23 protein-coding genes are annotated in these 21,402 nt (G+C 58.7%); 6 read left to right on the top strand and 17 right to left on the bottom strand.

Annotation, left to right across the window (positions count from 1 at the left end; genetic code table 11):
- Nucleotides 1-15 precede the first annotated feature (15 nt).
- The gene (locus AACZ26_RS11935; RefSeq protein ID WP_339621856.1) at nt 16-1,452 is read right to left on the bottom strand and encodes an aminobutyraldehyde dehydrogenase; all 1,437 of its coding nucleotides are present in this window, start codon (nt 1,450-1,452) and stop codon (nt 16-18) included.
- Between the two features lie 122 nt (nt 1,453-1,574).
- Between AACZ26_RS11935 and AACZ26_RS11940 the strand changes: the two genes are divergently transcribed.
- From AACZ26_RS11940 to AACZ26_RS11960, 5 genes are all read left to right on the top strand, one after another.
- Nucleotides 1,575-2,057, top strand: a complete 483-nt coding sequence (locus AACZ26_RS11940; protein ID WP_339621858.1) for an Lrp/AsnC family transcriptional regulator — start codon at nt 1,575-1,577, stop codon at nt 2,055-2,057.
- Between the two features lie 50 nt (nt 2,058-2,107).
- Nucleotides 2,108-3,490, top strand: coding sequence for an aspartate aminotransferase family protein (locus AACZ26_RS11945; protein ID WP_339621860.1), 1,383 nt, complete (start codon nt 2,108-2,110; stop codon nt 3,488-3,490).
- A gap of 54 nt (nt 3,491-3,544) precedes the next feature.
- The gene (locus tag AACZ26_RS11950) at nt 3,545-4,597 is read left to right on the top strand and encodes a hypothetical protein (protein WP_339621862.1); all 1,053 of its coding nucleotides are present in this window, start codon (nt 3,545-3,547) and stop codon (nt 4,595-4,597) included.
- Between the two features lie 92 nt (nt 4,598-4,689).
- Nucleotides 4,690-5,202 (top strand): methylated-DNA--[protein]-cysteine S-methyltransferase, encoded by a 513-nt coding sequence (locus AACZ26_RS11955; RefSeq protein ID WP_339621863.1) that lies wholly within the window; start codon nt 4,690-4,692, stop codon nt 5,200-5,202.
- The gene (locus tag AACZ26_RS11960) at nt 5,199-5,789 is read left to right on the top strand and encodes a DNA-3-methyladenine glycosylase I (RefSeq protein ID WP_339621865.1); all 591 of its coding nucleotides are present in this window, start codon (nt 5,199-5,201) and stop codon (nt 5,787-5,789) included. Before AACZ26_RS11955 ends, AACZ26_RS11960 begins: the two co-directional genes overlap by 4 nt.
- A gap of 44 nt (nt 5,790-5,833) precedes the next feature.
- On the opposite strand, the gene AACZ26_RS11965 is transcribed toward AACZ26_RS11960, so the two are convergent.
- The 13 genes from AACZ26_RS11965 to AACZ26_RS12025 all read right to left on the bottom strand — a co-directional run bounded on the left by AACZ26_RS11965 (nt 5,834) and on the right by AACZ26_RS12025 (nt 16,462).
- Nucleotides 5,834-6,583, bottom strand: a complete 750-nt coding sequence (locus AACZ26_RS11965) for a peroxide stress protein YaaA (RefSeq protein ID WP_339621867.1) — start codon at nt 6,581-6,583, stop codon at nt 5,834-5,836.
- A complete protein-coding gene (locus tag AACZ26_RS11970) occupies nt 6,580-7,101 on the bottom strand; it encodes an ATP-binding protein (RefSeq protein WP_339621868.1) in 522 nt (173 codons plus the stop codon). The genes AACZ26_RS11965 and AACZ26_RS11970 overlap by 4 nt, the downstream gene beginning before the upstream one ends.
- 10 nt (nt 7,102-7,111) lie before the next feature.
- Complete coding sequence (locus AACZ26_RS11975) at nt 7,112-7,372, bottom strand: F0F1 ATP synthase subunit epsilon (RefSeq protein WP_339621869.1); 261 nt, start codon at nt 7,370-7,372, stop codon at nt 7,112-7,114.
- A 2-nt stretch (nt 7,373-7,374) separates the two neighbouring features.
- Entirely contained in the window at nt 7,375-8,901 is a 1,527-nt protein-coding gene (gene atpD, locus AACZ26_RS11980; RefSeq protein WP_339621870.1) for a F0F1 ATP synthase subunit beta, read from the bottom strand.
- A gap of 20 nt (nt 8,902-8,921) precedes the next feature.
- On the bottom strand, nt 8,922-9,821 hold the full coding sequence (locus AACZ26_RS11985) for a F0F1 ATP synthase subunit gamma (RefSeq protein WP_339621872.1): 900 nt from the start codon (nt 9,819-9,821) through the stop codon (nt 8,922-8,924).
- Between the two features lie 50 nt (nt 9,822-9,871).
- Entirely contained in the window at nt 9,872-11,509 is a 1,638-nt protein-coding gene (gene atpA, locus AACZ26_RS11990) for a F0F1 ATP synthase subunit alpha (protein ID WP_339621873.1), read from the bottom strand.
- 37 nt (nt 11,510-11,546) lie between these two features.
- Complete coding sequence (locus tag AACZ26_RS11995) at nt 11,547-12,341, bottom strand: F0F1 ATP synthase subunit delta (protein WP_339621874.1); 795 nt, start codon at nt 12,339-12,341, stop codon at nt 11,547-11,549.
- Nucleotides 12,341-12,898 (bottom strand): F0F1 ATP synthase subunit B, encoded by a 558-nt coding sequence (locus AACZ26_RS12000; protein WP_339621875.1) that lies wholly within the window; start codon nt 12,896-12,898, stop codon nt 12,341-12,343. The genes AACZ26_RS11995 and AACZ26_RS12000 overlap by 1 nt, the downstream gene beginning before the upstream one ends.
- 25 nt (nt 12,899-12,923) lie before the next feature.
- On the bottom strand, nt 12,924-13,148 hold the full coding sequence (gene atpE, locus AACZ26_RS12005; RefSeq protein WP_129071100.1) for an ATP synthase F0 subunit C: 225 nt from the start codon (nt 13,146-13,148) through the stop codon (nt 12,924-12,926).
- Between the two features lie 49 nt (nt 13,149-13,197).
- Complete coding sequence (atpB, locus tag AACZ26_RS12010) at nt 13,198-13,998, bottom strand: F0F1 ATP synthase subunit A (RefSeq protein ID WP_339621987.1); 801 nt, start codon at nt 13,996-13,998, stop codon at nt 13,198-13,200.
- A gap of 141 nt (nt 13,999-14,139) precedes the next feature.
- Complete coding sequence (locus AACZ26_RS12015; RefSeq protein WP_339621878.1) at nt 14,140-14,589, bottom strand: hypothetical protein; 450 nt, start codon at nt 14,587-14,589, stop codon at nt 14,140-14,142.
- Nucleotides 14,586-15,809 (bottom strand): MraY family glycosyltransferase, encoded by a 1,224-nt coding sequence (locus tag AACZ26_RS12020; RefSeq protein WP_339621989.1) that lies wholly within the window; start codon nt 15,807-15,809, stop codon nt 14,586-14,588. Before AACZ26_RS12020 ends, AACZ26_RS12015 begins: the two co-directional genes overlap by 4 nt.
- Nucleotides 15,806-16,462: an L-threonylcarbamoyladenylate synthase gene (locus AACZ26_RS12025; protein WP_339621880.1), complete on the bottom strand. Its 657-nt coding sequence runs from the start codon at nt 16,460-16,462 to the stop codon at nt 15,806-15,808. Before AACZ26_RS12025 ends, AACZ26_RS12020 begins: the two co-directional genes overlap by 4 nt.
- A 68-nt stretch (nt 16,463-16,530) precedes the next feature.
- Here AACZ26_RS12025 and AACZ26_RS12030 point away from each other — a divergent pair, with 68 nt between their 5' ends.
- Nucleotides 16,531-17,145 (top strand): HAD-IA family hydrolase, encoded by a 615-nt coding sequence (locus tag AACZ26_RS12030; RefSeq protein WP_339621882.1) that lies wholly within the window; start codon nt 16,531-16,533, stop codon nt 17,143-17,145.
- A 30-nt stretch (nt 17,146-17,175) separates the two neighbouring features.
- Here AACZ26_RS12030 and prmC read toward each other — a convergent pair whose 3' ends face one another.
- Genes prmC through rho form a run of 3 tightly spaced genes read right to left on the bottom strand, consistent with a single transcriptional unit; the run spans nt 17,176 to nt 21,370 of the window.
- Nucleotides 17,176-18,051, bottom strand: coding sequence for a peptide chain release factor N(5)-glutamine methyltransferase (gene prmC / locus AACZ26_RS12035; protein WP_339621990.1), 876 nt, complete (start codon nt 18,049-18,051; stop codon nt 17,176-17,178).
- Between the two features lie 5 nt (nt 18,052-18,056).
- On the bottom strand, nt 18,057-19,136 hold the full coding sequence (gene prfA, locus AACZ26_RS12040) for a peptide chain release factor 1 (protein ID WP_339621884.1): 1,080 nt from the start codon (nt 19,134-19,136) through the stop codon (nt 18,057-18,059).
- Between the two features lie 2 nt (nt 19,137-19,138).
- Nucleotides 19,139-21,370, bottom strand: coding sequence for a transcription termination factor Rho (gene rho / locus AACZ26_RS12045; protein ID WP_339621885.1), 2,232 nt, complete (start codon nt 21,368-21,370; stop codon nt 19,139-19,141).
- Nucleotides 21,371-21,402 lie beyond the last annotated feature (32 nt).

Raw genomic sequence — 21,402 nt, forward strand, 5'->3', positions numbered from 1 at the left:
TCTTGCGGGATCCTGTCACGCTTGTCCGATAAAACTCATCACATGCTTAATGCGGGTGTAATCCTCGAAGCCGTAGCTCGAGAGGTCCTTGCCGTAGCCCGAGTGCTTGAAGCCTCCGTGAGGCATCTCCGCGACGATCGGAATGTGGGTGTTGATCCACACGCAACCAAAGTCGAGGTGCTTAGCGAATCGCATCGCACGGCCATGATCGCGAGTCCAGACGCTCGAAGCCAGCCCATAATTGACGCCATTCGCCCACTCAAGCGCCTGGGCCTCATCCGCAAACTTCTGAATCGTAATGACCGGACCAAAGATCTCGTTTTGAACTGCAGAATCTTCTTGCTGCAGTCCGGAGACAATCGTCGCCTCATAGAAGTAGCCGCGGTCACCCTGCCGCGTTCCGCCTAGCTCGACATGAGCGTGAGCTGGCAGTTCGTCAATGACGCGAGAGACTTGTGCCAGTTGATTAGCGTTGTTCACTGCGCCGAAGTACACGTCTTCATGGGGAGCACCCGTTGTCGCGTTCGCGCGAGTCCACGCCACGAGCTCAGCAACGAACTCGTCATGAATGTTGGCGTGCACGATTACCCGGGTAGCGGCCGTGCAATCCTGTCCGGCGTTGAAATAGCCCGCAGCGCCAATACCGGCGACAGCAGCGGGGATGTCAGCGTCATCAAAGACGACAACGGGCGCCTTGCCGCCCAGCTCGAGGTGCACTCGCTTGAGATCGACGGATGCCGCTTTCGCGACCTCCATCCCCGCTCGAACCGATCCGGTAATAGATACCATCTGAGGAGTCTTGTGATCGATCATGAGTCCGCCCGTCGTGCGGTCCCCCGTCAGCACGTTGAACACTCCTGCGGGAAGAAATTCCGACGCGATTTCGGCGAATAGCAGGGTGGCTGAGGGCGTCGTGTCGCTGGGTTTGAGCACGGTGGTGTTTCCGGCGGCGATAGCGGGAGCCACCTTCCACACAGCCATGTTGAGCGGGTAGTTCCACGGTGCGACTTGCCCGATTACCCCGATTGGTTCGCGTCGAATTGAGGACGTGTGGTCTTTCATATATTCGCCAGACGCCATACCTGACAGGTGCCGAGCCTCGCCGGCGAAGAAGCGAATTTGGTCAACCGAGAGCATGATCTCGTCAGCGACCAGACTTGCCCGGGGCTTGCCGGTGTCTTTCGATTCGAGGTCGGCAAACTCGTCCGCGCGCGACTCCATTGCGTCGGCGATCCGAAAGAGAGCGAGCTGGCGTTCAGCCGGTGTGGTTTCGCCCCAGCTTTCAAACGCCGTAGCTGCGGCCGCATACGCGTCGTCTACGTCGGAGCGCGATGACACTGGCGAGTGTGCGTAGCTGTCTTCCGTGGCAGGGTCGATCACGTCGAACCCGCTTTCAGCACGCGCCGAAACGTACTGGCCGTTTATAAAGTTCTGGATGTCTGGAGCGCTCATACCTCCACGATACCGAGCGGCAGAGCAGTAATCTACCCTCAGACTGCCGATTTCCACTGCAGAAGCGCGTTTTTAATACGGAATCGCTTGCAAGAGCTGCTCTGAACTGACAAAATCGTTACATGAGCACTTCCTCACGTGGTTCCGCCAACAAACCTGTTCACCTCGACGATGTGTCGAAGTCGATCATCGAACAGCTGCAGAATGATGGCCGCCGCTCGTACGCCGAGATCGGCAAAGCCGTTGGCCTCAGCGAGGCAGCGGTGCGTCAGCGCGTACAGAAGCTCACCGAATCTGGCGTAATGCAGATCGTTGCAGTTACCGACCCCATGCAACTCGGATTTTTCCGACAAGCAATGATTGGTATCCAAATTTCAGGAGACACCACGTCGGTCGCGGAAAAGATCGGCAAGCTCCCCTCGGTCGACTACGTTGTGCTGACCGCAGGCAGCTTCGATCTTCTCGTCGAAGTGGTGTGCGAGAACGATGATGACCTCATCGACCTTCTCAATCGCGACATTCGCGGCATCGAGGGTGTGCGATCAACGGAAACATTCGTATACCTCCGCCTCCATAAGCAGTTTTACAACTGGGGAACGCGCTAAGCGTCCCTCCACCGACCAAATTTCCCCACCCACTAAAGAGAGTGTCTGAGATGTCAGAGTTCGACGAAGCCGACCTTCAACAAAAAGCAAAAGACCACCTGTGGATGCACTTCTCCCGTCAGTCTGTGATGGAAGATGGCCACGGAGTTCCCATCATCGTCCGCGGTGAAGGCCACCACATTTATGACGCCAAGGGCAACAAGTACTTCGATGGCTTGAGTGGACTTTTTGTCGTCAACGCCGGCCACGGACGCAAGCGTCTCGCCGAGGTCGCCGCGAAGCAGGCCGAGGAACTCGCTTTCTTCCCACTGTGGTCCTACGCGCATCCGAAAGCCATTGAACTCGCTGACCGCTTGGCTGGCTACGCGCCGGGCGATCTCAACCGCGTCTTCTTCTCCACGGGTGGTGGCGAGGCGGTCGAGACTGCGTTCAAGCTCGCCAAGCAGTACTGGAAACTGCAAGGACGTCACACGAAGCACAAGGTCATCTCACGAGCCGTCGCTTATCACGGCACCCCTCAGGGTGCTCTTGCCATCACCGGCATCCCCGGCATGAAGGAGATGTTCGAGCCCCTCGTTCCTGGCGGCTTCCGCGTGCCGAACACGAACTACTACCGCGCTGAAGAAATGGGCTTCCACGGCACCGAAGAAGAGTTCGGGCTGTGGGCAGCTAATCGCATCGAGGAAATGATCCTCTTTGAAGGCCCCGAAACGGTGGCTGCTGTCTTCTTGGAGCCGGTTCAGAACTCTGGCGGATGCTTCCCGCCCCCCGCCGGTTACTTCCAGCGCGTGCGCGAGATTTGTGACGAGTACGACGTGCTGCTCGTAAGTGATGAAGTGATCTGTGCGTTCGGTCGTCTCGGTCACATGTTTGCGTGTGACGCCTACGACTACATCCCCGACATGATCACGTGCGCCAAGGGAATGACGAGCGGATACTCGCCCATCGGAGCGACCATTGTGTCTGACCGCGTGTATGAGCCCTTCAAACATGGCGCCACGACGTTCTACCACGGCTACACTTTCGGCGGACATCCGGTTTCGGCGGCAGTTGCGCTGGAGAACCTCGATATTTTCGAGGAAGAGAATATCAACGAACACGTTCGTGAAAACTCGCCCAAGTTCCGCGCGGCTCTTGAACGTCTGCTTGATCTCCCGATTGTGGGTGACGTGCGCGGTGACGGTTATTTCTTCGGCATCGAGCTCGTGAAGGATAAAGCAACCAAACAGACCTTCAATGACGACGAATCCGAACGTCTGCTTCGCGGTTTCCTTTCGAAAGCACTGTATGACGCCGGGCTGTATTGCCGTGCGGATGACCGTGGAGATCCTGTGATTCAGCTGGCACCGCCGCTGACGATCGGACCTGCCGAGTTCGACGAGATAGAATCAATCCTGCGTTCGGTTTTGACCGAAGCATGGAGCCGTCTTTAGAACTCACCGCGTTCGCCCTCCCTCTTACCCCACGGCTCGGATAGAGTTCTTTCCGTGAGCACTGAGGAAAATTCGCTAACACTGCGTCCCCGCGATACCCGCGGGCGGATGACTGTGACGCGCGCAATCGCGATCATGCTTGCCGTAATCCTTAACTTGGCTGTACTTGGTGCCGGGGTGTGGGCGCTGACGAATCAGCAGCGAATCGCCGATCAGTTCGCTGTGTGGCAATTCGAACCGTCGTCACAGATAGCGGAGTACGTCACTTCGGCCGATATGTCCGACGAAGGAAAGTTCCTCTTCTACGCGAGCCAACCGGTGATTCAAGAGAACCCGGATTTCAACTCAACGTGCTCCAACGTAGAAGAGAACTTCGGCGTGCTCGGTTGCTATTTCCCGAGCAGCAAGTCGATCTTTCTTTTCAATGTGACGGATGAGCGGCTCGACGGCATCGAAGAAGTCATTGCTGCTCACGAGATGCTGCACGCAGCCTGGGATCGGCTGTCGGATGACGAGCGCGACCGACTGATGCCGCTGCTCGAAGCGGAAGCTGATCGCATGAAAGACGATCCCGAGTTCGCCACTACCCTCGAGTTCTACGCCAAGACAGAGCCCGGAGAACGGTCGAACGAGCTTCATTCGATTATCGGTACTGAGTTCGCCGATCTCAGCCCAGAGCTTGAAGAGCACTACGCCACATATTTCGCCGACCGCGCAACGGTCGTTGCGCTTCACGAGAAGTCAAACGCGGTGTTCACCGAGCAAGTAGATGCCAGCAAGAAGCTCGTGGAACAACTCGACGCTCTGCGGACCACGATCGATGACGATTACGATACCTACAACTCAGGTTATGACGCGTTGAACTCCGACATCGACAGCTTCAACTCGCGTGCGGATAGTGGTGACTTTGCCACTCTGAGTCAGTTCAATGAGGAGCGAAACCAACTCATTAGTCGTCAGGATGAGTTGAATTCGCTGTATGACACTATTGAGGCAAATGTCGCGACCTACGATGGGCTCGTGACGCAGCTTGAAGACCTCAACGCTACAATCAGCGAGCTCAACAAGAGCATAAACATTGAGCCCCGCAACGAAGACGGCATTTAAGGCCACTCCTCCACAAGTCGCTCAGTTCCCGCAGAATCGCAATGTCCGAAAAATGCCAGCCGGGCTCTCGGCGTGCAGCGTACGCTCGAAGCATGCACACGCTCACTTCCCCGCAAACCACAATTGACTTCGTACGCCGGTTGCCTTCACCGATCGGCCGAATCGAGCTCGCGAGCGACGGCCAACACCTCACGGGTCTCGCAATTGAGAATGGCGGCACCCTCCCCCACGATGACCAACCCGAGCGATCCTGCGCCGTTCTCGATGCTGCTGCGGAGCAGTTGGCCGAGTACTTCGCGGGCACCCGCCGCTCCTTCGAGCTTCCACTGTCTGCCGCCGGCACAGCGTTTCAGCAGTCAGTGTGGCACGAGCTCAATCAGCTGCCCTTCGGCTCCGCCGTGTCCTATGCGGATATTGGCCGGGCCACGGGGCGACCGTCCGCTGGACGAGCTGTCGGCGGTGCAGTCGGCGCAAACCCGATCCCGATCATCGTGCCCTGCCACCGAGTGCTTGCTTCGAATCAGCGCATCACCGGCTACAGCGGAGGCGAGGGCATCCCCACCAAAGTGTGGCTCCTCAAGCATGAAGGGATCAGCCACAAGTGAGTGCGCGCGAAGCACTGATTGTTGGCCCCGATGGGCGGGCGCGTTGTAGTTGGGTCGGCGATGATGAAGAGTACCGCCGCTACCACGACGAGGAGTGGGGCGCTCCTTTGCATGGCGACCACAAGTTGTTCGAGAAGATCATGCTTGAAGCATTTCAGGCAGGGTTGTCCTGGATCACGATCCTTCGGCGCCGGGATGGCATCAGAGACGCGTTCGACCACTTCGATGCCGCGACAATCGCGGCGTATGGCGATGCTGACGTCACACGCCTCCTCGACGACCCCCGCATCATTCGCAATCGTCTCAAGGTTTCAGCGGCGATCACGAATGCGCGCGCGACTCTTGAGCTTTGTCAGGACTCCCCCGGCGCACTCGACACGCTGCTCTGGAGCTTCGCACCGGCGCCCCGCACGAAACGTCCGTCAGCGCTGAGCGACATTCCGGCGACTACCGAGGAGTCGACAGCGATGAGCAAAGCGCTTAAGGCTCGAGGGTTCCGTTTCGTCGGGCCCACCACGATGTACGCGCTGATGCAGTCCGCAGGGATGGTCGACGACCACCTCGAGGGATGCTGGCGCGTGGCCTGAGAAAATGGCGCGAGCGTGAGCTAGAGATCGCGTCTAGGCCGCCGCTACGCGTTTTCGACCACGAGATCGATCTCACCCGGTGCACCGTGCTCAAGTTGGAAGCCTGCGCCTCGTGACCAAGCCAAGAGTGAATCCGTGGAGTCATGATTAATTCCGGCGCTGATCAGAGCGCGAGAGAAGATGCCCTTTGATTTCTTATTGAAGTGGCTCAGCGCTACACGTTTGCCACCCGCACCCGGTGTGACAACGCGCAGGTAGACGCTGTTCGCTGAAGTCTCACCAAGTTGTGCATATGCTTCAGAGCGCAGATCCAGTTGCAAGCCGGGGAGGCTAGCCAGCGTTCTGGAGGCTTGCTCTCGCCAGTGCTTCTTGAGCGGAAGACCGGGCACCTTGGAATTGTGCGAAAGCCGGTAGGCGGGAATCTGATCGCCAGCACCAATAGGACCAAACAGTGCAGAATGCACCACCACGGTGCTGTGCGCAAAATGACGTTCACTGGGTGTCATGCTCGCGGCGTCTAAACCGTCGAAGAGCACGCCTGTGTATCGCTCTAGCGCCGGCATGACCGGTGCCGTAGCTAACGTTCGGTTACGTTCCACCTCAAACAATTGCTTCGCACTGATGCCGAGAGCTTTTTGGGCAGCTTCGGTGTCAGAGGCCAATTCTGTGACCGCCGAGGTCACAACTTTTCTCGACGGAGTCAGCTCGGGGAAGGAGAGTTGCGACCAGTCGAGCACGGCACTTTCATCTCCCCCGTCACGTTTAGTTTCAGAGGGCGGAAGAAGAATGATCACGCGTCTAGAAACGCGGAAGCCCGTTCGACGTTTACGCCGATGGGTCCCGCCGAATCGAGAGTGATGCGCGCAACGGCGCCGCTCACTCCGTTCCACGGGGAGTACTCGTCAACGCTTTGCTCGACTGCGTCGCGCGCTGAGGCACCTGAAAGCTCGCGTTTGGCTGCGCGCTCGACGAGTCGCTCCTTGTGGAGTTCTTCGTCGGAACAGACCACTTCGATGAAGCGGATGCCTGAGCCGGTGCGTTCTGCGAGGTTGACCCATTGCTCGCGCGCTGGGTCAACAGCATTCACAGCGTCAATGATGATGTCGTTACCGTTCATCAGCACTGACTCTGCGAGTGTCTCTGCAACCAGATAGGCAGCAAGTCCTGTTGGTTGTCCGGAGCTTATGCCGGCCTTCAGGATCGCTGTCTCAATCTGATCGACAGACAACACGGTGGTCTTGCGCCGGGCTCCCACAACTTCTGCGAGCGTGCTCTTTCCTGCGCCCGGAAGCCCGGCCATTGCTATCAGCATGAGTAGAAAACTAGACCAGTTCTGCGGTGCTCGCCACCACTGTTACGGTGTTGTTCTCAACCGAGAGGAAGCCGTTATCCGCAGTCGCGGTTACGTTCTTGCCTTCTGCGGTCGTCACACGAACTTCGCCCTTGGCCAGAATCGCGAGTAGCGGTTCGTGGCCGGGAAGAATTCCGATTTCACCTTCGGTGGTACGAGCGATGAGCTGGGTTGCCTCCCCCGACCAGATTTCCTGGTCGGCGGAGACAACGCTCACTGCGAGAACTGCCATTGTTAGGAGTTCTCTTTCTGAATCTTGGCCCACTGCTCTTCGACATCGTTGATGCCACCGACGTTGAAGAACGCCTGCTCAGCGACGTGGTCGAACTCACCCTTGACGATTGCATCGAAGGACTCGATGGTCTCCTTGAGGGGAACAGTCGATCCTTCAACACCGGTGAACTTCTTCGCCATGTAGGTGTTCTGCGAAAGGAACTGCTGGATGCGGCGTGCGCGCGATACCGTGATCTTGTCTTCTTCAGAGAGCTCGTCGACACCAAGGATCGCGATGATCTCTTGGAGTTCCTTGTTCTTCTGGAGAATCTGCTTGACGTCGGTAGCGACACGGTAGTGGTCAGCACCTAGGTAACGAGGGTCGAGGATGCGGCTCGTGGAGGTGAGCGGGTCAACGGCCGGGTAGAGACCCTTCGACGCGATCTCACGGCTGAGCTCAGTCGTAGCGTCGAGGTGGGCGAAGGTCGTTGCCGGTGCGGGGTCGGTGTAGTCATCGGCAGGTACGTAGATTGCCTGCAGCGACGTAATCGAGTGACCACGGGTCGAGGTGATGCGCTCCTGAAGGAGACCCATCTCGTCGGCGAGGTTCGGCTGGTAACCCACGGCGGAAGGCATACGGCCCAGAAGGGTCGAGACCTCGGAACCGGCCTGCGTGAAGCGGAAGATGTTGTCGATGAAGAGCAACACGTCTTGCTTCTGCACGTCGCGGAAGTACTCAGCCATGGTCAGTGCTGAGAGGGCAACGCGAAGACGCGTCCCTGGCGGCTCATCCATCTGGCCGAAGACGAGGGCGGTCTTGTCGAAGACCCCTGCCTCGTCCATTTCAGCGATGAGGTCGTTACCTTCACGGGTACGCTCACCAACACCAGCGAATACGGAAACTCCACCGTGGTCTTGAGCCACACGCTGGATCATTTCCTGGATCAGAACGGTCTTACCGACACCGGCACCACCGAACAGTCCAATCTTTCCACCCTGAACGTAGGGGGTGAGGAGGTCGATGACCTTGATACCGGTCTCGAAGAGCTCGGTCTTGGACTCGAGCTGGTCGAAGGCTGGGGGCTTGCGGTGGATGGGCCAGCGCTCGGTGATCTCGACGGTCTCGCCGTTGACTTTGCCGTCGGCATCCGCGTTCAGGATTTCACCGGTAACGCTGAAGACCTTGCCCTTGGTGATGTCACCGACGGGAACCGTGATCTGCTCGCCGGTGTCACGAACTTCTTGACCACGAACGAGTCCGTCAGTCGGCTTGAGCGCGATTGCACGAACGACGTCGTCTCCGAGGTGCTGAGCAACCTCGAGTGTGATCTCGGTGGTCTCGCCGCCGATGGAGACGTTGGTCTTGAGGGCGTTGTAGATGCCGGGGATCGAATCGTGCGGGAACTCGACGTCCACAACGGGACCGGTTACACGTGCGATGCGACCTACGCCGGCGACGACAGCAGCGGTGGCTGCCTTCTTCGCAGGCGCCTTCTTTGCTGGCGTCTTCTTGGCTGGGGCCTTTGCGGCCGGGGCTTTTTCAGTCATGGCTTCCCTATCTATGGTTCTTACTTAGCCGAGCTCAGGGCGTCCGCGCCGCCCACGATCTCGGAAATCTGCTGGGTGATCTCGGACTGACGTGCGTTGTTTGCCAGACGCGTGTAGTCGTTGATGAGCTTGTCTGCGTTGTCGCTTGCAGACTTCATTGCCTTCTGCGTTGCGGCGTGCTTTGCAGCAGCAGATTGAAGCATGGCGTTGAAGATGCGGCTCTCGATGTAGACGGGGAGCAGAGCGTCAAGCACCTTATCGACCTCGGGCTCAAATTCATAGAGCGGGAGGATGTCGTTCTCGTCGGGTGCTTCGACACCCTCAACGATCTCCAACGGGAGTAGGCGAACGACTTCGGGCACCTGCAGCAGCATGCTGACGAGACGGTTGTAGACGATGTGAATTTCATCAACACCGCCTTCGCTAGCGGGCTGCAGGAACTTGTTGACTACCGCATCACCAATTTCCTTCGCAGTTTCGAACTCGGGCGAGTCAGTGCCACCAGTCCAAATCTGTTCAGCGTCACGCTTACGGAAAGCGAAGTACCCGGCAGCCTTGCGGCCGACGAGGTAGTAGACAACTTCTTTTCCTTCGCCCTCGAGGCGAGCCGCGAGTTCTCCAGCTTCACGAAGAACGTTGGCGTTGAAGGCGCCGGCGAGGCCGCGGTCGCTCGAGAAAATGACGACTGCGGCGCGATCGACGTTCTCTGGCTCTGTGGTGAGCACGTGATCGACGTTCGAGAAAGTCGCCACCGCCGAGACGGCGCGCGTTACGGCGCGTGAGTACGGACCCGATGCAGCCACCCGCTGTTTCGCCTTTTGAATGCGCGACGCGGAGATCAGCTCCATCGCGCGTGTGATCTTCTTGGTCGTCCGGGCAGAACTAATTTTCTGCCGGTAGACCCGAAGTTGCGCTCCCATGGCTTTCTAACTTTCTATGTCGTGTTGGTCGATGATCACTGGTGCGAAGCTCAGCGCTTCTGCTTGACGATCTGCTCTTGAGCGATGTCTTCTTCAGCGATCTCGTCGAACTGCTCGGAACCGACGGAGTTGAGCGACTTGCCCTCACCCGTTTGGAAGCCAAGCTTGAACTCGTCCACTGCAGCATCCATGTCAGCGATCAGCTGGTCATCGAGTGCGCTCTTCTCGCGGAGGGTGTCGAGCACCTTCGTGTTGCGTGCGAGATAGTCGTGGAGTTCGCTCTCGAAACGAAGAACGTCTTCGACAGGAACCTCGTCGAGCTTGCCGTTGGTGCCAGCCCAGATCGATACGACCTGGTTCTCGACGGGGAACGGCGAGTACTGCGGCTGGCGGAGCAGCTCGGTAAGGCGTGCGCCTCGGGCGAGCTGGCGTCGGCTGGTGGCGTCGAGGTCGGATGCGAACATTGCGAATGCTTCGAGCGAACGGTACTGAGCAAGTTCAAGCTTCAGCGTTCCCGAAACCTTCTTGATCGACTTGAGTTGAGCGTCTCCACCGACTCGCGAGACCGAGATTCCTACGTCAACAGCGGGGCGCTGGTTGGCGTTGAAGAGGTCGGACTGCAAGAAGATTTGACCGTCAGTGATCGAGATCACGTTGGTTGGGATGTAGGCAGCGACGTCATTTGCCTTGGTCTCAATGATGGGTAGACCCGTCATCGATCCGGCGCCCAGCTCGTCGGAGAGCTTGGCACAACGCTCGAGCAGGCGGGAGTGCAGGTAGAACACGTCACCGGGGTATGCTTCACGCCCTGGCGGACGGCGCAGGAGCAGCGATACAGCACGGTAGGCCTCAGCCTGCTTGGAGAGGTCATCGAAGATGATCAGTACGTGCTTGCCGCCGTACATCCAGTGCTGGCCGATGGCCGAACCGGTGTAAGGGGCGAGGTACTTGAAGCCCGCGGGGTCGGATGCGGGAGCAGCCACGATCGTGGTGTATTCCATTGCGCCGGCGTCTTCGAGCGCGCCCTTGACGGCTGCGATCGTGGAACCCTTTTGACCGATTGCAACGTAGATGCAGCGAACTTGCTTGTCTTCGTCGCCGGACTCCCAGTTGTCTTTCTGGTTGATGATGGTGTCGATCGCGATGGCGGTTTTACCCGTCTGGCGGTCACCAATGATCAACTGGCGCTGGCCACGGCCGATGGGAATCATGGCGTCGATTGCCTTGATTCCGGTCTGCATGGGCTCGTGCACGCTCTTACGGGCCATAACGCCAGGAGCTTGGAGCTCGAGTGCGCGACGGCCTTCAGCCTTGATTTCGCCGAGACCGTCGATGGGGTTACCCAACGGGTCTACTACACGACCGAGGAATGCGTCGCCGACGGGCGACGAAAGTACTTCACCGGTGCGAGTAACTTCCATGCCTTCGACGATGCCGGTGAACTCACCGAGAACAACAACACCAATCTCGTCTTCGTCGAGGTTCTGGGCGAGACCCAGGGTGCCGTCGGAGAAGCGGATGAGCTCGTTGGCCATGACGCCGGGGAGTCCCTCGACGTGGGCGATGCCGTCGGATGCGTCAATGACCGTTCCGGTTTCGGTGGTCGCGGCCTTGCCGGGCTCGTAAGCCTTGACGAAGTCCTTGAGCGCGTCGCGGATCTCGTCCGGACTGATGCTGAGTTCTGCCATTGTGTTTTCCTATTCCGTGGAAAGTTCTGCTAACTCGCTAGCCTGCGAGTTGGATCCTGAGGTCGTTGAGCTTGGTGGAAACGCTGCCGTCGATAACTTCGTCACCGATCTGCACGCGAACCCCACCGATAATCGAGGGGTCGAGACGAACGTTGAGCTTGAGCTCACGCCCGTAGTTGCTGGCAAGCCCCGCGCGCAGTCGCTCAAGCTGAGCTGCCTTGAGTGGCGCAGCGGTCGTAATGGTTGCGACGGCCTTGCCTGCCTGGTCCGCAACGATGTCAGCGGCCGTGGAGATGAGTTCCCCGATACGGCGCCCGCGAGGTTGCTGAACGAGGTGATCCGCGATCAGTGCCGTCTGCTCGGATGCCTTGCCCTTAAGCAATGAGCCCACGAGCTTCGACTTTGCAGCGGAACTACCGAGCTTGCTACCGACAGCGAGTTCGAGCTGTGCGTCGGAAGCAACGGTGGAGCCGAAGGCGAACAATTCGTCTTCGATTGCGAGCTTTGCCGGAGCCGACTTAGCGATCGCGCGAATGCCGACCTCTTCGATTCCTGCGAGCAAATCGTCAGGGCTCGACCAGCGGGCACTCACGATGGCTGAAAGTACGGTGCGCGTTGAGGCGCTCAGCGACGAGAAAACCGAGCCGACTGTGGCGGCTTTGTCTTTCGCGTCGACGGCAGGGTCAGCCAAAACAGCACGAAGTTGAGCGGAGTCGCCCACAACGCGTCCTGCTTTGAATAGCTCTGCGCCCGTGGCCAGAGAGTTCTTGGCAGTGACGGATGCGAGTGCATCCTTCGCTGCGACAAGCGCTTCTCTCGTAGCTGATCCCATTACTTCTTCGCCTTTGCCTTCTCTGATGCCTCGAGGTCAGCCAAGAACTGGTCGACGAGGGCCGACGACTTCTTGTCATCCGTCAGGCTCTGCCCGATAACGCCCGATGCGAGGTCGATGGCCATGGAGCCAACTTCGCTGCGGAGCGAGATGAGTGCCGCCTGGCGTTCTGCTTCGATCGTTGCTTGAGCGTTCGCAGTAATGCGAGCAGCCTCAACCGTCGCCTGCTCCTTGAGCTCGTTGACGATCGCGGTTCCTTCAAGACGTGCCTGCTCGCGAATCTTCGCTGCTTCGGCACGACCCTCAGCAAGCTGAGTCTTGTAGTGCTCGAGAGCCTCGGCTGCTTCCGCCTGAGCGATCTCAGCCTTCTTGATGCCACCTTCGATGGCGTCGGCGCGAGCATCAAGCGTCTTCGTCAATGCCGGAAGGAACTTCTTCCAGAAGAAGAACAAGATGATAGCGAAGCAAACCGCTGACCAAATGATGTCGTAATCTGCGGGAAGAAGCGGGTTAATAACTTCGCCCTCTTCAGCAGCAGCCAGTAGTGCGCTATGCATCCCAGCCTCCTCAGTTAGTTAGTGGTTACGGGAACGGGATGAATGCAACGGCGATCGCGATGAATGCGAGCGCTTCGGTGAATGCAATACCGAGGAACATGAGGCCCGTGAGACGGCCCTGAAGTTCAGGCTGGCGTGCAACCGACTCAACGGTCTTTCCTACAACGATGCCTACACCGATGGCGGGTCCGATGGTTGCAACACCGAATGCGAGGGGTGCAATGTTTCCAGTCAGCTCTGCGACGTTCATTTGTGTTTCCTTCCGTGGTTTTCTAATCCAGGCGAGTGCCGGGATCGGTCTAGTGCTCTTCGACCAGCGCGAGCTGGATGTATACGGCGGTCAGGAATGTGAAGACATAAGCCTGAAGTACCGCAACAAGTAGTTCGAAGATTGTGAAGATGAAGCCAAAGGCGAGGGTGCCAATGCTGAACAGGCCGAACAGGCCGCCAGCAGTGAACAGGAAGAAGTGCGTTGCCGAGAAGCACAGCACGAGAAGCATGTGGCCCGCGATCATGTTCATCAGGAGACGCAGCGCGAGTGTTACCGGGCGAAGGATGAACGTAGATACGAACTCGATCGGGGTAACGATGAAGTACAGCGCCCACGGCACGCCAGCGGGGAAAAGTGAAGCCTTGAAGAAGTTCAAGCCCTGCTTTTTGATTCCGGCATAGATGAATACGACATAGGCAACAAGCGCGAGCACGAGCGGAACACCGATGACCGAGGTTCCAGCAATGTTCAACCCCGGCACAATACCGGTGATATTCATCGCGAGGACCATGAAGAACATGGTCGCGAGAAGCGGCATGAAGCGCTTGCCGTCTTCCTTGCCCAGTGCGCCTTCAGCAATGTTTGAGCGGACGAAGCCCACTGCCATTTCGAGGAGGCTCTGGCCTCGACCAGGAATCATTCGCATGCGGCGAGTGCCCAGCCAGAACAGCAGAATCAAAATAGCGACCGCAATGAATCGAACCATCATGATGCGGTTGATTTCGAACGGCGTACCTTCGAAAAGGAATCCGGGTGGGACAAACTCGATTAACGAAGGGCCATAAAAGCCCCCGTCGCCTGATCCGTCATCGGTGGCAAAGGGCGCAATGAGCGCGAGAGCGTTATATAACAGCGCTGTCTCCAGAATCGGGGCGTGTAACTACGCGGCGATGAAAGATGGGGGTTGTAACAGAATCAACTGTATCAAGAGAATTACGCTCACGACGAATCTGAAAGCGAATCCGCGAGATTAGTTTGACGTCGAGGTATCTTCACCTGGCAACTTAACTCCAGGCACGTAACTTTCCCGAGCGCGGACGAAGGCGAGCACGTCAACAACGAGGCTCCCCAGCACCGCCGCGAGCATCGAGAAGAAGAACACGACAGGCTCCAAAAACGGCTGGCTGCGCAGGATTACAAGAATGGCGATGAACACAATGAACTTCATCAGCCACGCACCGAGAACGACGGCGAAGAAGATCGTGCTTGAGGAGTCTCCGCCGCTCGCTCGCGACGCGACAACGATGCTGCCGGCAGTCAAGCCCATGAAGAGAGCTGTGAGGCCTGCGCCGATGAGGGCACTGATCATTCCCGAGCTTCCCGCCACGAGGTAACCGACGACCGATCCGACGACAGCGATGCTGACGGTCAGGATCGCTCCGTAAGCGATCGCGCGGCCGAGGATTGCTGAGGACTTCATTCGGTGGATTCCTTTGTGTGGGGAGAGTGCGGGGCACTGGATGCGGCATCCAGTCCATCAAAGCGTGCGTCTTCGTCGGACTCTTGCTCGGCGGCGAGACGTTGCGCCGCCGCCTCACGCGATTTACGTGTGCTGAGCGGAGCAAGCGTCACTAACGCGCACACCGCTAAGCCCGCGATGAACATTAGGGCGGCCCAACGCCACGGGACAAACGTGAACGCAAGAACGCCAACAGAAGCTACAAAAGTCCAGCTGTAGAGAATCAACACAGCGTGCAAGTGCGAGTGGCCCATGTCAAGCAACCGGTGATGCAAATGCTTGCGGTCTGCAGTGAAGGGAGACTTTCCTGCGCGAAGGCGGCGAATCATTGCGAGTCCGAAGTCGAGTAGCGGGATCACCAAGACAGCGATGGGCAACAGGATGGGGATGAAGGCAGGCAAGAAATCAAGCGTGAACTTGTCTGGCTGGGCTAAGTAGCCGGCATCCACTTGGCCCGTGACAGAAATGGCAGAGGCGGCCATGAGCAAACCGACCAGTAGCGCCCCGGCATCGCCCATGAACATCTTCGCGGGGTGAAAGTTGAGCGGAAGAAAACCAACGCACGCACCAATGAGAATCGCAGTCGTCAGCGACGCAAGGTTGAAGTACTCGGTCTGAGCTTGGCCCTGAAGCAGGTAGGCGTAGATAAAGAAAACGCCGTTTGCGATGACAGCAACCCCCGCAACGAGACCGTCAAGCCCATCGATGAAATTGACCGCATTCATCACGAGAACGACTGCGAAAATGGTGAGGATCAAGGATACATAGGGTGAAACGATCGTCTGACCGCCGATCGGCAGAGTCGAAAGTTGCACTCCCTGCCACGCTAAAACTCCCGCAGCGATGATCTGGCCTGCCAGTTTCGTCAGCCAATCAAGATCCCAGAGGTCATCAGCGACACCAATGATCACAATGATCAGGGCCGCGCCGAGAAGACCAAAAACCTTGCCTGGCTCGTTGAAAATGAGGGAAAAATTGCTGAAACTTGAGGCCACTGCGAACGCCGCGACCACTCCGAAGAACATCGCGACCCCGCCGAGCCGCGGAGTAGGGCGCGAGTGCACGTCGCGTTGACGCACTTGCGGGTACAGCTTGTACTTAAGCGCAAGCTTGAGCACTACCAGCGAGACGGCATAAGTGACCATCGCGGCAATGCCCGCGATGAGGAAATAGAAAATTATTCGCACAGATCGGCCCCGATCAACTCACGAATAGCGTCGGCCGAAATCACGCCCTCGCGCACAATGCGCAATTTGCCGCCCTCGATGAGTAGACCCGTGGCATCAACGATGGTCGATGCGAGCTCTCCGCCCTCACCATCGCTCAAATACACCGAGACTGACTCCCCCAGCATGTCCCGGGCGGCAGCAGCCGTGCGAGCGGCGGGCAAACCTGTGCTGTTTGCACTAGAGACAGCGAGCGGGCCCGTCTCAGACAGAAGCTCAAGGGCAATACGGTTTGACGGCATCCGCAAAGCAACAGTGCCCTGGGTCTCCCCCAGATCCCAGCTCAGCGACGGCTGAGCCGGAAGAATGATGGTGAGACCACCCGGCCAAAACTCCGCCACGAGTGTGCGCACTTCGTCGGGCACAGAGGCTGCGAGAGCATCAAGAGTGGGAATGCCGGGGATGAGCACGGGCGGAGGCGACTGCCGAGTGCGCCCCTTGGCATCAATGAGTTTTTGCACAGCATCCGGCTGAAAAGCGTCTGCCGCAACGCCATAAACGGTGTCGGTGGGAATGACGACGAGGTCGCCACGGCCAATCGCCACTCGCGCCAACCGCATACCGGTGAGGAGTTGGGCTTCGTCGGCGCAATCGTAAAGGTCATCCATGTCCCCAACATGGTACCGGGAGAAACAGTGAAAGACTGATCACGACTAACAGATAGCGATGGCAAACAATGACGCTGCTTTTCATCTTTGACATGGATGACGTGCTCTACGACTACGACTGGCGTGCACGGATGGCCGGAATGAGCGACCTCACCGGCCTCAGTTTTCTCGAACTTCGACGCCGCTGGTGGCACGATGACGGCGAATTTGGTGCCGAAGCCGGCCTCTACGCGACCGGAGACGACTACCTCGCTGCGTTCGAAGAAGCGATCGGCCACAAGGTGGATCTCACGAGTTGGCTAAGCATTCGAGCTGCAGCGATGACGCCATGGCCCGATTCACTCGCGGCTGCCCGCCGCGCCTCAGAACTGGGCCAAGCGACACTGCTCACCAACAACGGAGCACTTCTCGGAGAGCATCTGCCGACCGTTGCACCCGAGCTCGTCGAGATCTTCGGTGACCACTTGCGCACCTCGAGCCACTACGGCGCACGCAAACCCAACCCTGTGGTGTTCCAACGCGCCCTCGATGCCTACGGGGTCGCTCCCGAGAACGCGTTCTTCGCTGATGACATGGTCGAGAACGTTGTAGGGGCCCAGAGTCTCGGCATTACCGGTCACGAATTTCGCACCTCTGCCGGGTTGCTCGCCGCGATCGAAGAATTCGCCGCTGCTCGCGCGTAGCCATCGCGCCTAGAGGTTTCGAACGACGATTTAGAGGAGCGCCGTCGTAGCGCGGTCGCGCCCAAGAAGATCTTTGTGGTGGGCTACGGCTCTCCACCCGTCCGCCGCGAGCAGCGCGGCCAATGCCGAAGCTTGCTCTTCGCCGTGCTCGAGCACGAGAGTGCCGCCCGAGTGAAGAAGACGGCGGGCTGTCGTCGAGACGCGTCGTACGACATCCATGCCGTCTTCTCCGCCATAGAGCGCGAGAGCGGGGTCATGAAGCTGAACTTCGATGTCGCGCGGGATAGCGGCAGCCGGGATATACGGCGGATTAGAGATAACGACATCGACGGTGCCGTTGAGTTCGGGGAAAGCATCCCCCAGATCAGCGTTGATGAGAGTGGCGTTGGATTCACCGTAGCGGCGGAAATTTTCGCTCGTATACGGCATCGCATCAGGCGAAAGCTCAACCGCGAAGATGCGAGAACGAGAAACTTCGGTGGCCATCGCGAGAGCGATCGCACCGCTACCCGTGCCGAGATCAACGCCGATGGGTTCGGGCGTCGCGCTGGCATTGAGGGCATCAATTGCGAACTGCACGACGGTCTCGGTCTCGGGGCGGGGAACGAAAACGCCCGGCCCCACGCTGAGTTCAAGATTGCGAAAAGGAGCCATGCCTGTGATGTGCTGCAAAGGTTCACGAGCAGCACGTCGCGCAAACAGTTCGTGCGCGAGAGCTGCCTTTGCGGCAGGCACCGTGGCACCCGTGACAACGCGAACCCGAAGCTCACCGCGACCGAGCTCAAGCACATGAGCCAGAAGAAGCTCAGCATCAACATCAGGAGTCGGCACTCCCCCGCCGCTCAACAACTCAGTGCCGCTGGCCAGAAGGTCAGCGACACTGGAGTCAACTGGAACGGGCGTTATCCCGCTCAGGAGTCGTTTCCTACCGCAGCCAACCGCGCCTCTTCATCAGCCATGATGCACGACTGGATGACAGGCTCAAGCGCGCCATTGATCGCCTGGTCAAGGTTGTAGGCCTTGTACCCGGTGCGGTGATCAGCGATGCGGTTTTCGGGGAAGTTGTAGGTGCGGATGCGCTCGGAGCGATCCATCGTTCGAATCTGGCTCTTGCGGTATTCGCTCGCCTCGGCATCCGCCTCTTCTTGGTATCGAGCCAAGATGCGCGCACGAAGTACTCGCATACCGGCCTCGCGGTTTTGCAGTTGCGATTTCTCGTTCTGCATGGCCACAACGATGCCGGTCGGAAGGTGAGTAATGCGAACGGCAGAGTCCGTCGTGTTAACGGACTGACCACCGGGGCCAGAGGAGCGATACACGTCGATCTTGAGATCGTTCTGGCTGATCTCAACCTCTTCGGGCTCATCGACCTCGGGGAACACCAGCACGCCAGCAGCAGACGTGTGGATACGCCCCTGCGACTCGGTGGCGGGCACACGCTGAACACGGTGCACCCCACCCTCGTACTTCAAGTGCGCCCAGACGCCCTCAGCGGGATCGCTCGAGTTACCTTTGACGGCCAACTGAACATCTTTGATGCCGCCGAGGTCGCTCGAGGTTTGCTCGATGATCTCGGTCTTCCACTTCTTTGACTCTGCATAGTGCAAGTACATGCGCAGCAGGTCGCCGGCGAAGAGAGCCGACTCGGCTCCACCTTCACCCATCTTGATTTCCATGATGACGTCACGGGAATCATTGGGGTCACGAGGAATCAGGATGCGGCGCAGTTTCTCCTGAGCAGCATCGAGACTCTCGGTGAGGCCAGGAATCTCAGCAGCGAACGACTCATCTTCGTCAGCCATTTCGGTGGCTGCCGCGAGGTCGTCGGTCAGCTGACGCCAGTTGCTATACGCCGCGACAATGCGCGACAACTCGGCGTAGCGTCGGTTGACCTTCTTAGAGCGGACCGGGTCTGAGTGAAGCTCGGGGTCAGCAAGCTGGCCCTCGAGATCCGCATGCTCGGTCAGCAGCGACTGTACTGACTCGAACATTATTAGTCCTCTTTTTTGTTGCCGGTAGCGGAAGGAAGCGACTTCTGGATCTGCATGAGGAACTCAACGTTCGACTGCGTCTCCTTCAGCTTATTCAACACGATTTCGAGTGCAGCTTGCTGGTCAAGACCAGCAAGAGCACGACGCAGGTTCCACGTGACCTTGACCTCGTCAGCACCGAGCAGCATCTCTTCGCGACGAGTTCCGGATGCGTTGACATCGACCGCGGGGAAGATGCGCTTGTCGGCGAGCTGGCGCGAGAGGCGAAGCTCCATGTTGCCCGTGCCCTTGAACTCTTCGAAGATCACTTCGTCCATCTTCGAGCCGGTCTCCACGAGCGCGGTTGCGATGATGGTGAGTGAGCCGCCCTCTTCAACGTTGCGAGCCGCACCGAAGAAACGCTTCGGCGGGTACAGCGCTGCAGAGTCGACGCCGCCCGAAAGGACGCGGCCCGACGGCGGCGCCGTCAGGTTGTACGCGCGACCGAGGCGAGTAATCGAGTCGAGCAACACGACAACGTCGTGGCCGAGCTCGACGAGACGCTTAGCGCGCTCGATGGCGAGTTCAGCAACCGTCGTGTGGTCTTCAGCGGGACGGTCGAAGGTCGAAGCAATAACTTCGCCCTTGACGGTGCGCTGCATGTCAGTGACCTCTTCGGGACGCTCGTCAACGAGAACGACCATGAGGTGGACCTCGGGGTTGTTCTTGGAGATGGCGTTAGCGATGGCCTGCAGAACCTGAGTCTTGCCAGCCTTCGGAGGCGAAACGATCAGGCCGCGCTGGCCCTTACCGATCGGAGCAGCAAGGTCGATGATGCGAGTCGACAGCATGGTCGGCTCGGTCTCAAGGCGCAGACGCTCTTGCGGGTACAGCGGGGTGAGCTTGCCGAATTCAACGCGGTTCGCAGCCTCTTCAACGGGAAGACCGTTGATCGAATCGATGCGCACAATAGCGTTGTACTTCTGACGACCCTGGTTGTTGTCGCCCTCACGCGGCTGGCGAATGGCACCAACAACGGCGTCACCCTTACGGAGGTTGTACTTCTTGACCTGGCCGAGTGATACGTAAACATCGCTGTTTCCGGGAAGGTACCCGGTGGTGCGCACGAAGGCGTAGTTGTCAAGAACGTCGAGGATGCCGGCAACCGGAATCAGCACGTCATCTTCGGTGATCTCGGGCTCGAAGTCGTCGCCCATGTTTCCACGGCCGCGCTTGCGGTCACGGTAACGACCGCGTCCACCGCGCTCGGAGTCACCGTCGCCGCCGCGCGAGTCGTCGTTGTTGTTGCGGTTGTTGTTTCCGCCGCCGTTGTTGCCGTTGTTGTTGCCATCACCATTGTTGTTCTGGCGACGGTTGTTGTTCTGGCGACCAGAGCCTTCACCGTTTTGGCTGTTGCCGTTGCGGTTGCGATTGCGGTTACGTCCACGGCCCGAACCCGACTCACTGTCAGAGTTGTCGCCGTCGTTGTCATTGTCGCTGTTCTTGTCAGCGTTGCTGTTTTTGTCAGCGTTGCTGTTCTTGTCAGCGTTGCTGTTCTTGTCAGCGTTGTCAGAGTTGTTATCGGCGTTGTTCGCGTCCTTGTCACTCTTGTTGTTGCGGTTGCCGCCCTTGGCAGCCTTGCCGTCGTTGTCGGCTGCCTTTGCGTCGCTCGATGCGGCGCTGGCGTCGCTCGAGGCTGCGTTGGCGTCGCTCGAGACGTCCGCTGCTGCAGCGCTGCGGCTGGAGCTGCGACGGTTGCGCTTCGGCGCGGCCTCTGCTGCGGGCGCATCGTTGGATGCTGCTGCCTCGGTCGGTGCCGCAGCTGTCGCCGCGGCATCCGACTCAGCAGCGGGAGCGGAGTCAGTCTTCTTCTTGCGGGTCGCCGTCTTTGGCTTTTCCGCTGCAGCATCCGCAGTGGGTGCCGCAGCAGCAGAATCGTTCGACGCTGAGACGTTCTTGTCTACCTGAGGGGCACCTGCGGGAGCTTCAGAGCCGGCAATAGCGGCACCGTCGGTGCTCGTCACGCGGCGTGAAGCACGCTTGCGTACGGGAGCGGCAGGCGCTTCGGTTGCGGGGGCTGAATCGTTGTTGCTGTTGTTCTTCTCGTTGATTGCGTCCACGAGATCTCCTTTGCGAAGTTTGGAAGTACCGGTGATGCCGCGTTCGGCTGCCATCGCTTGAAGCTCGGGCAGTCGTAACGCGCTCAGCGCGGCACGGGAATCCACGCTCGATGCGTGGTTGTTGACGTCAGTCACTACTTGGGGTTCCTTTCCCCAACCAAGAATGA

It is taken from the genome of uncultured Salinibacterium sp., from assembly GCF_963974405.1.
GTDB lineage: Bacteria > Actinomycetota > Actinomycetes > Actinomycetales > Microbacteriaceae > Rhodoglobus.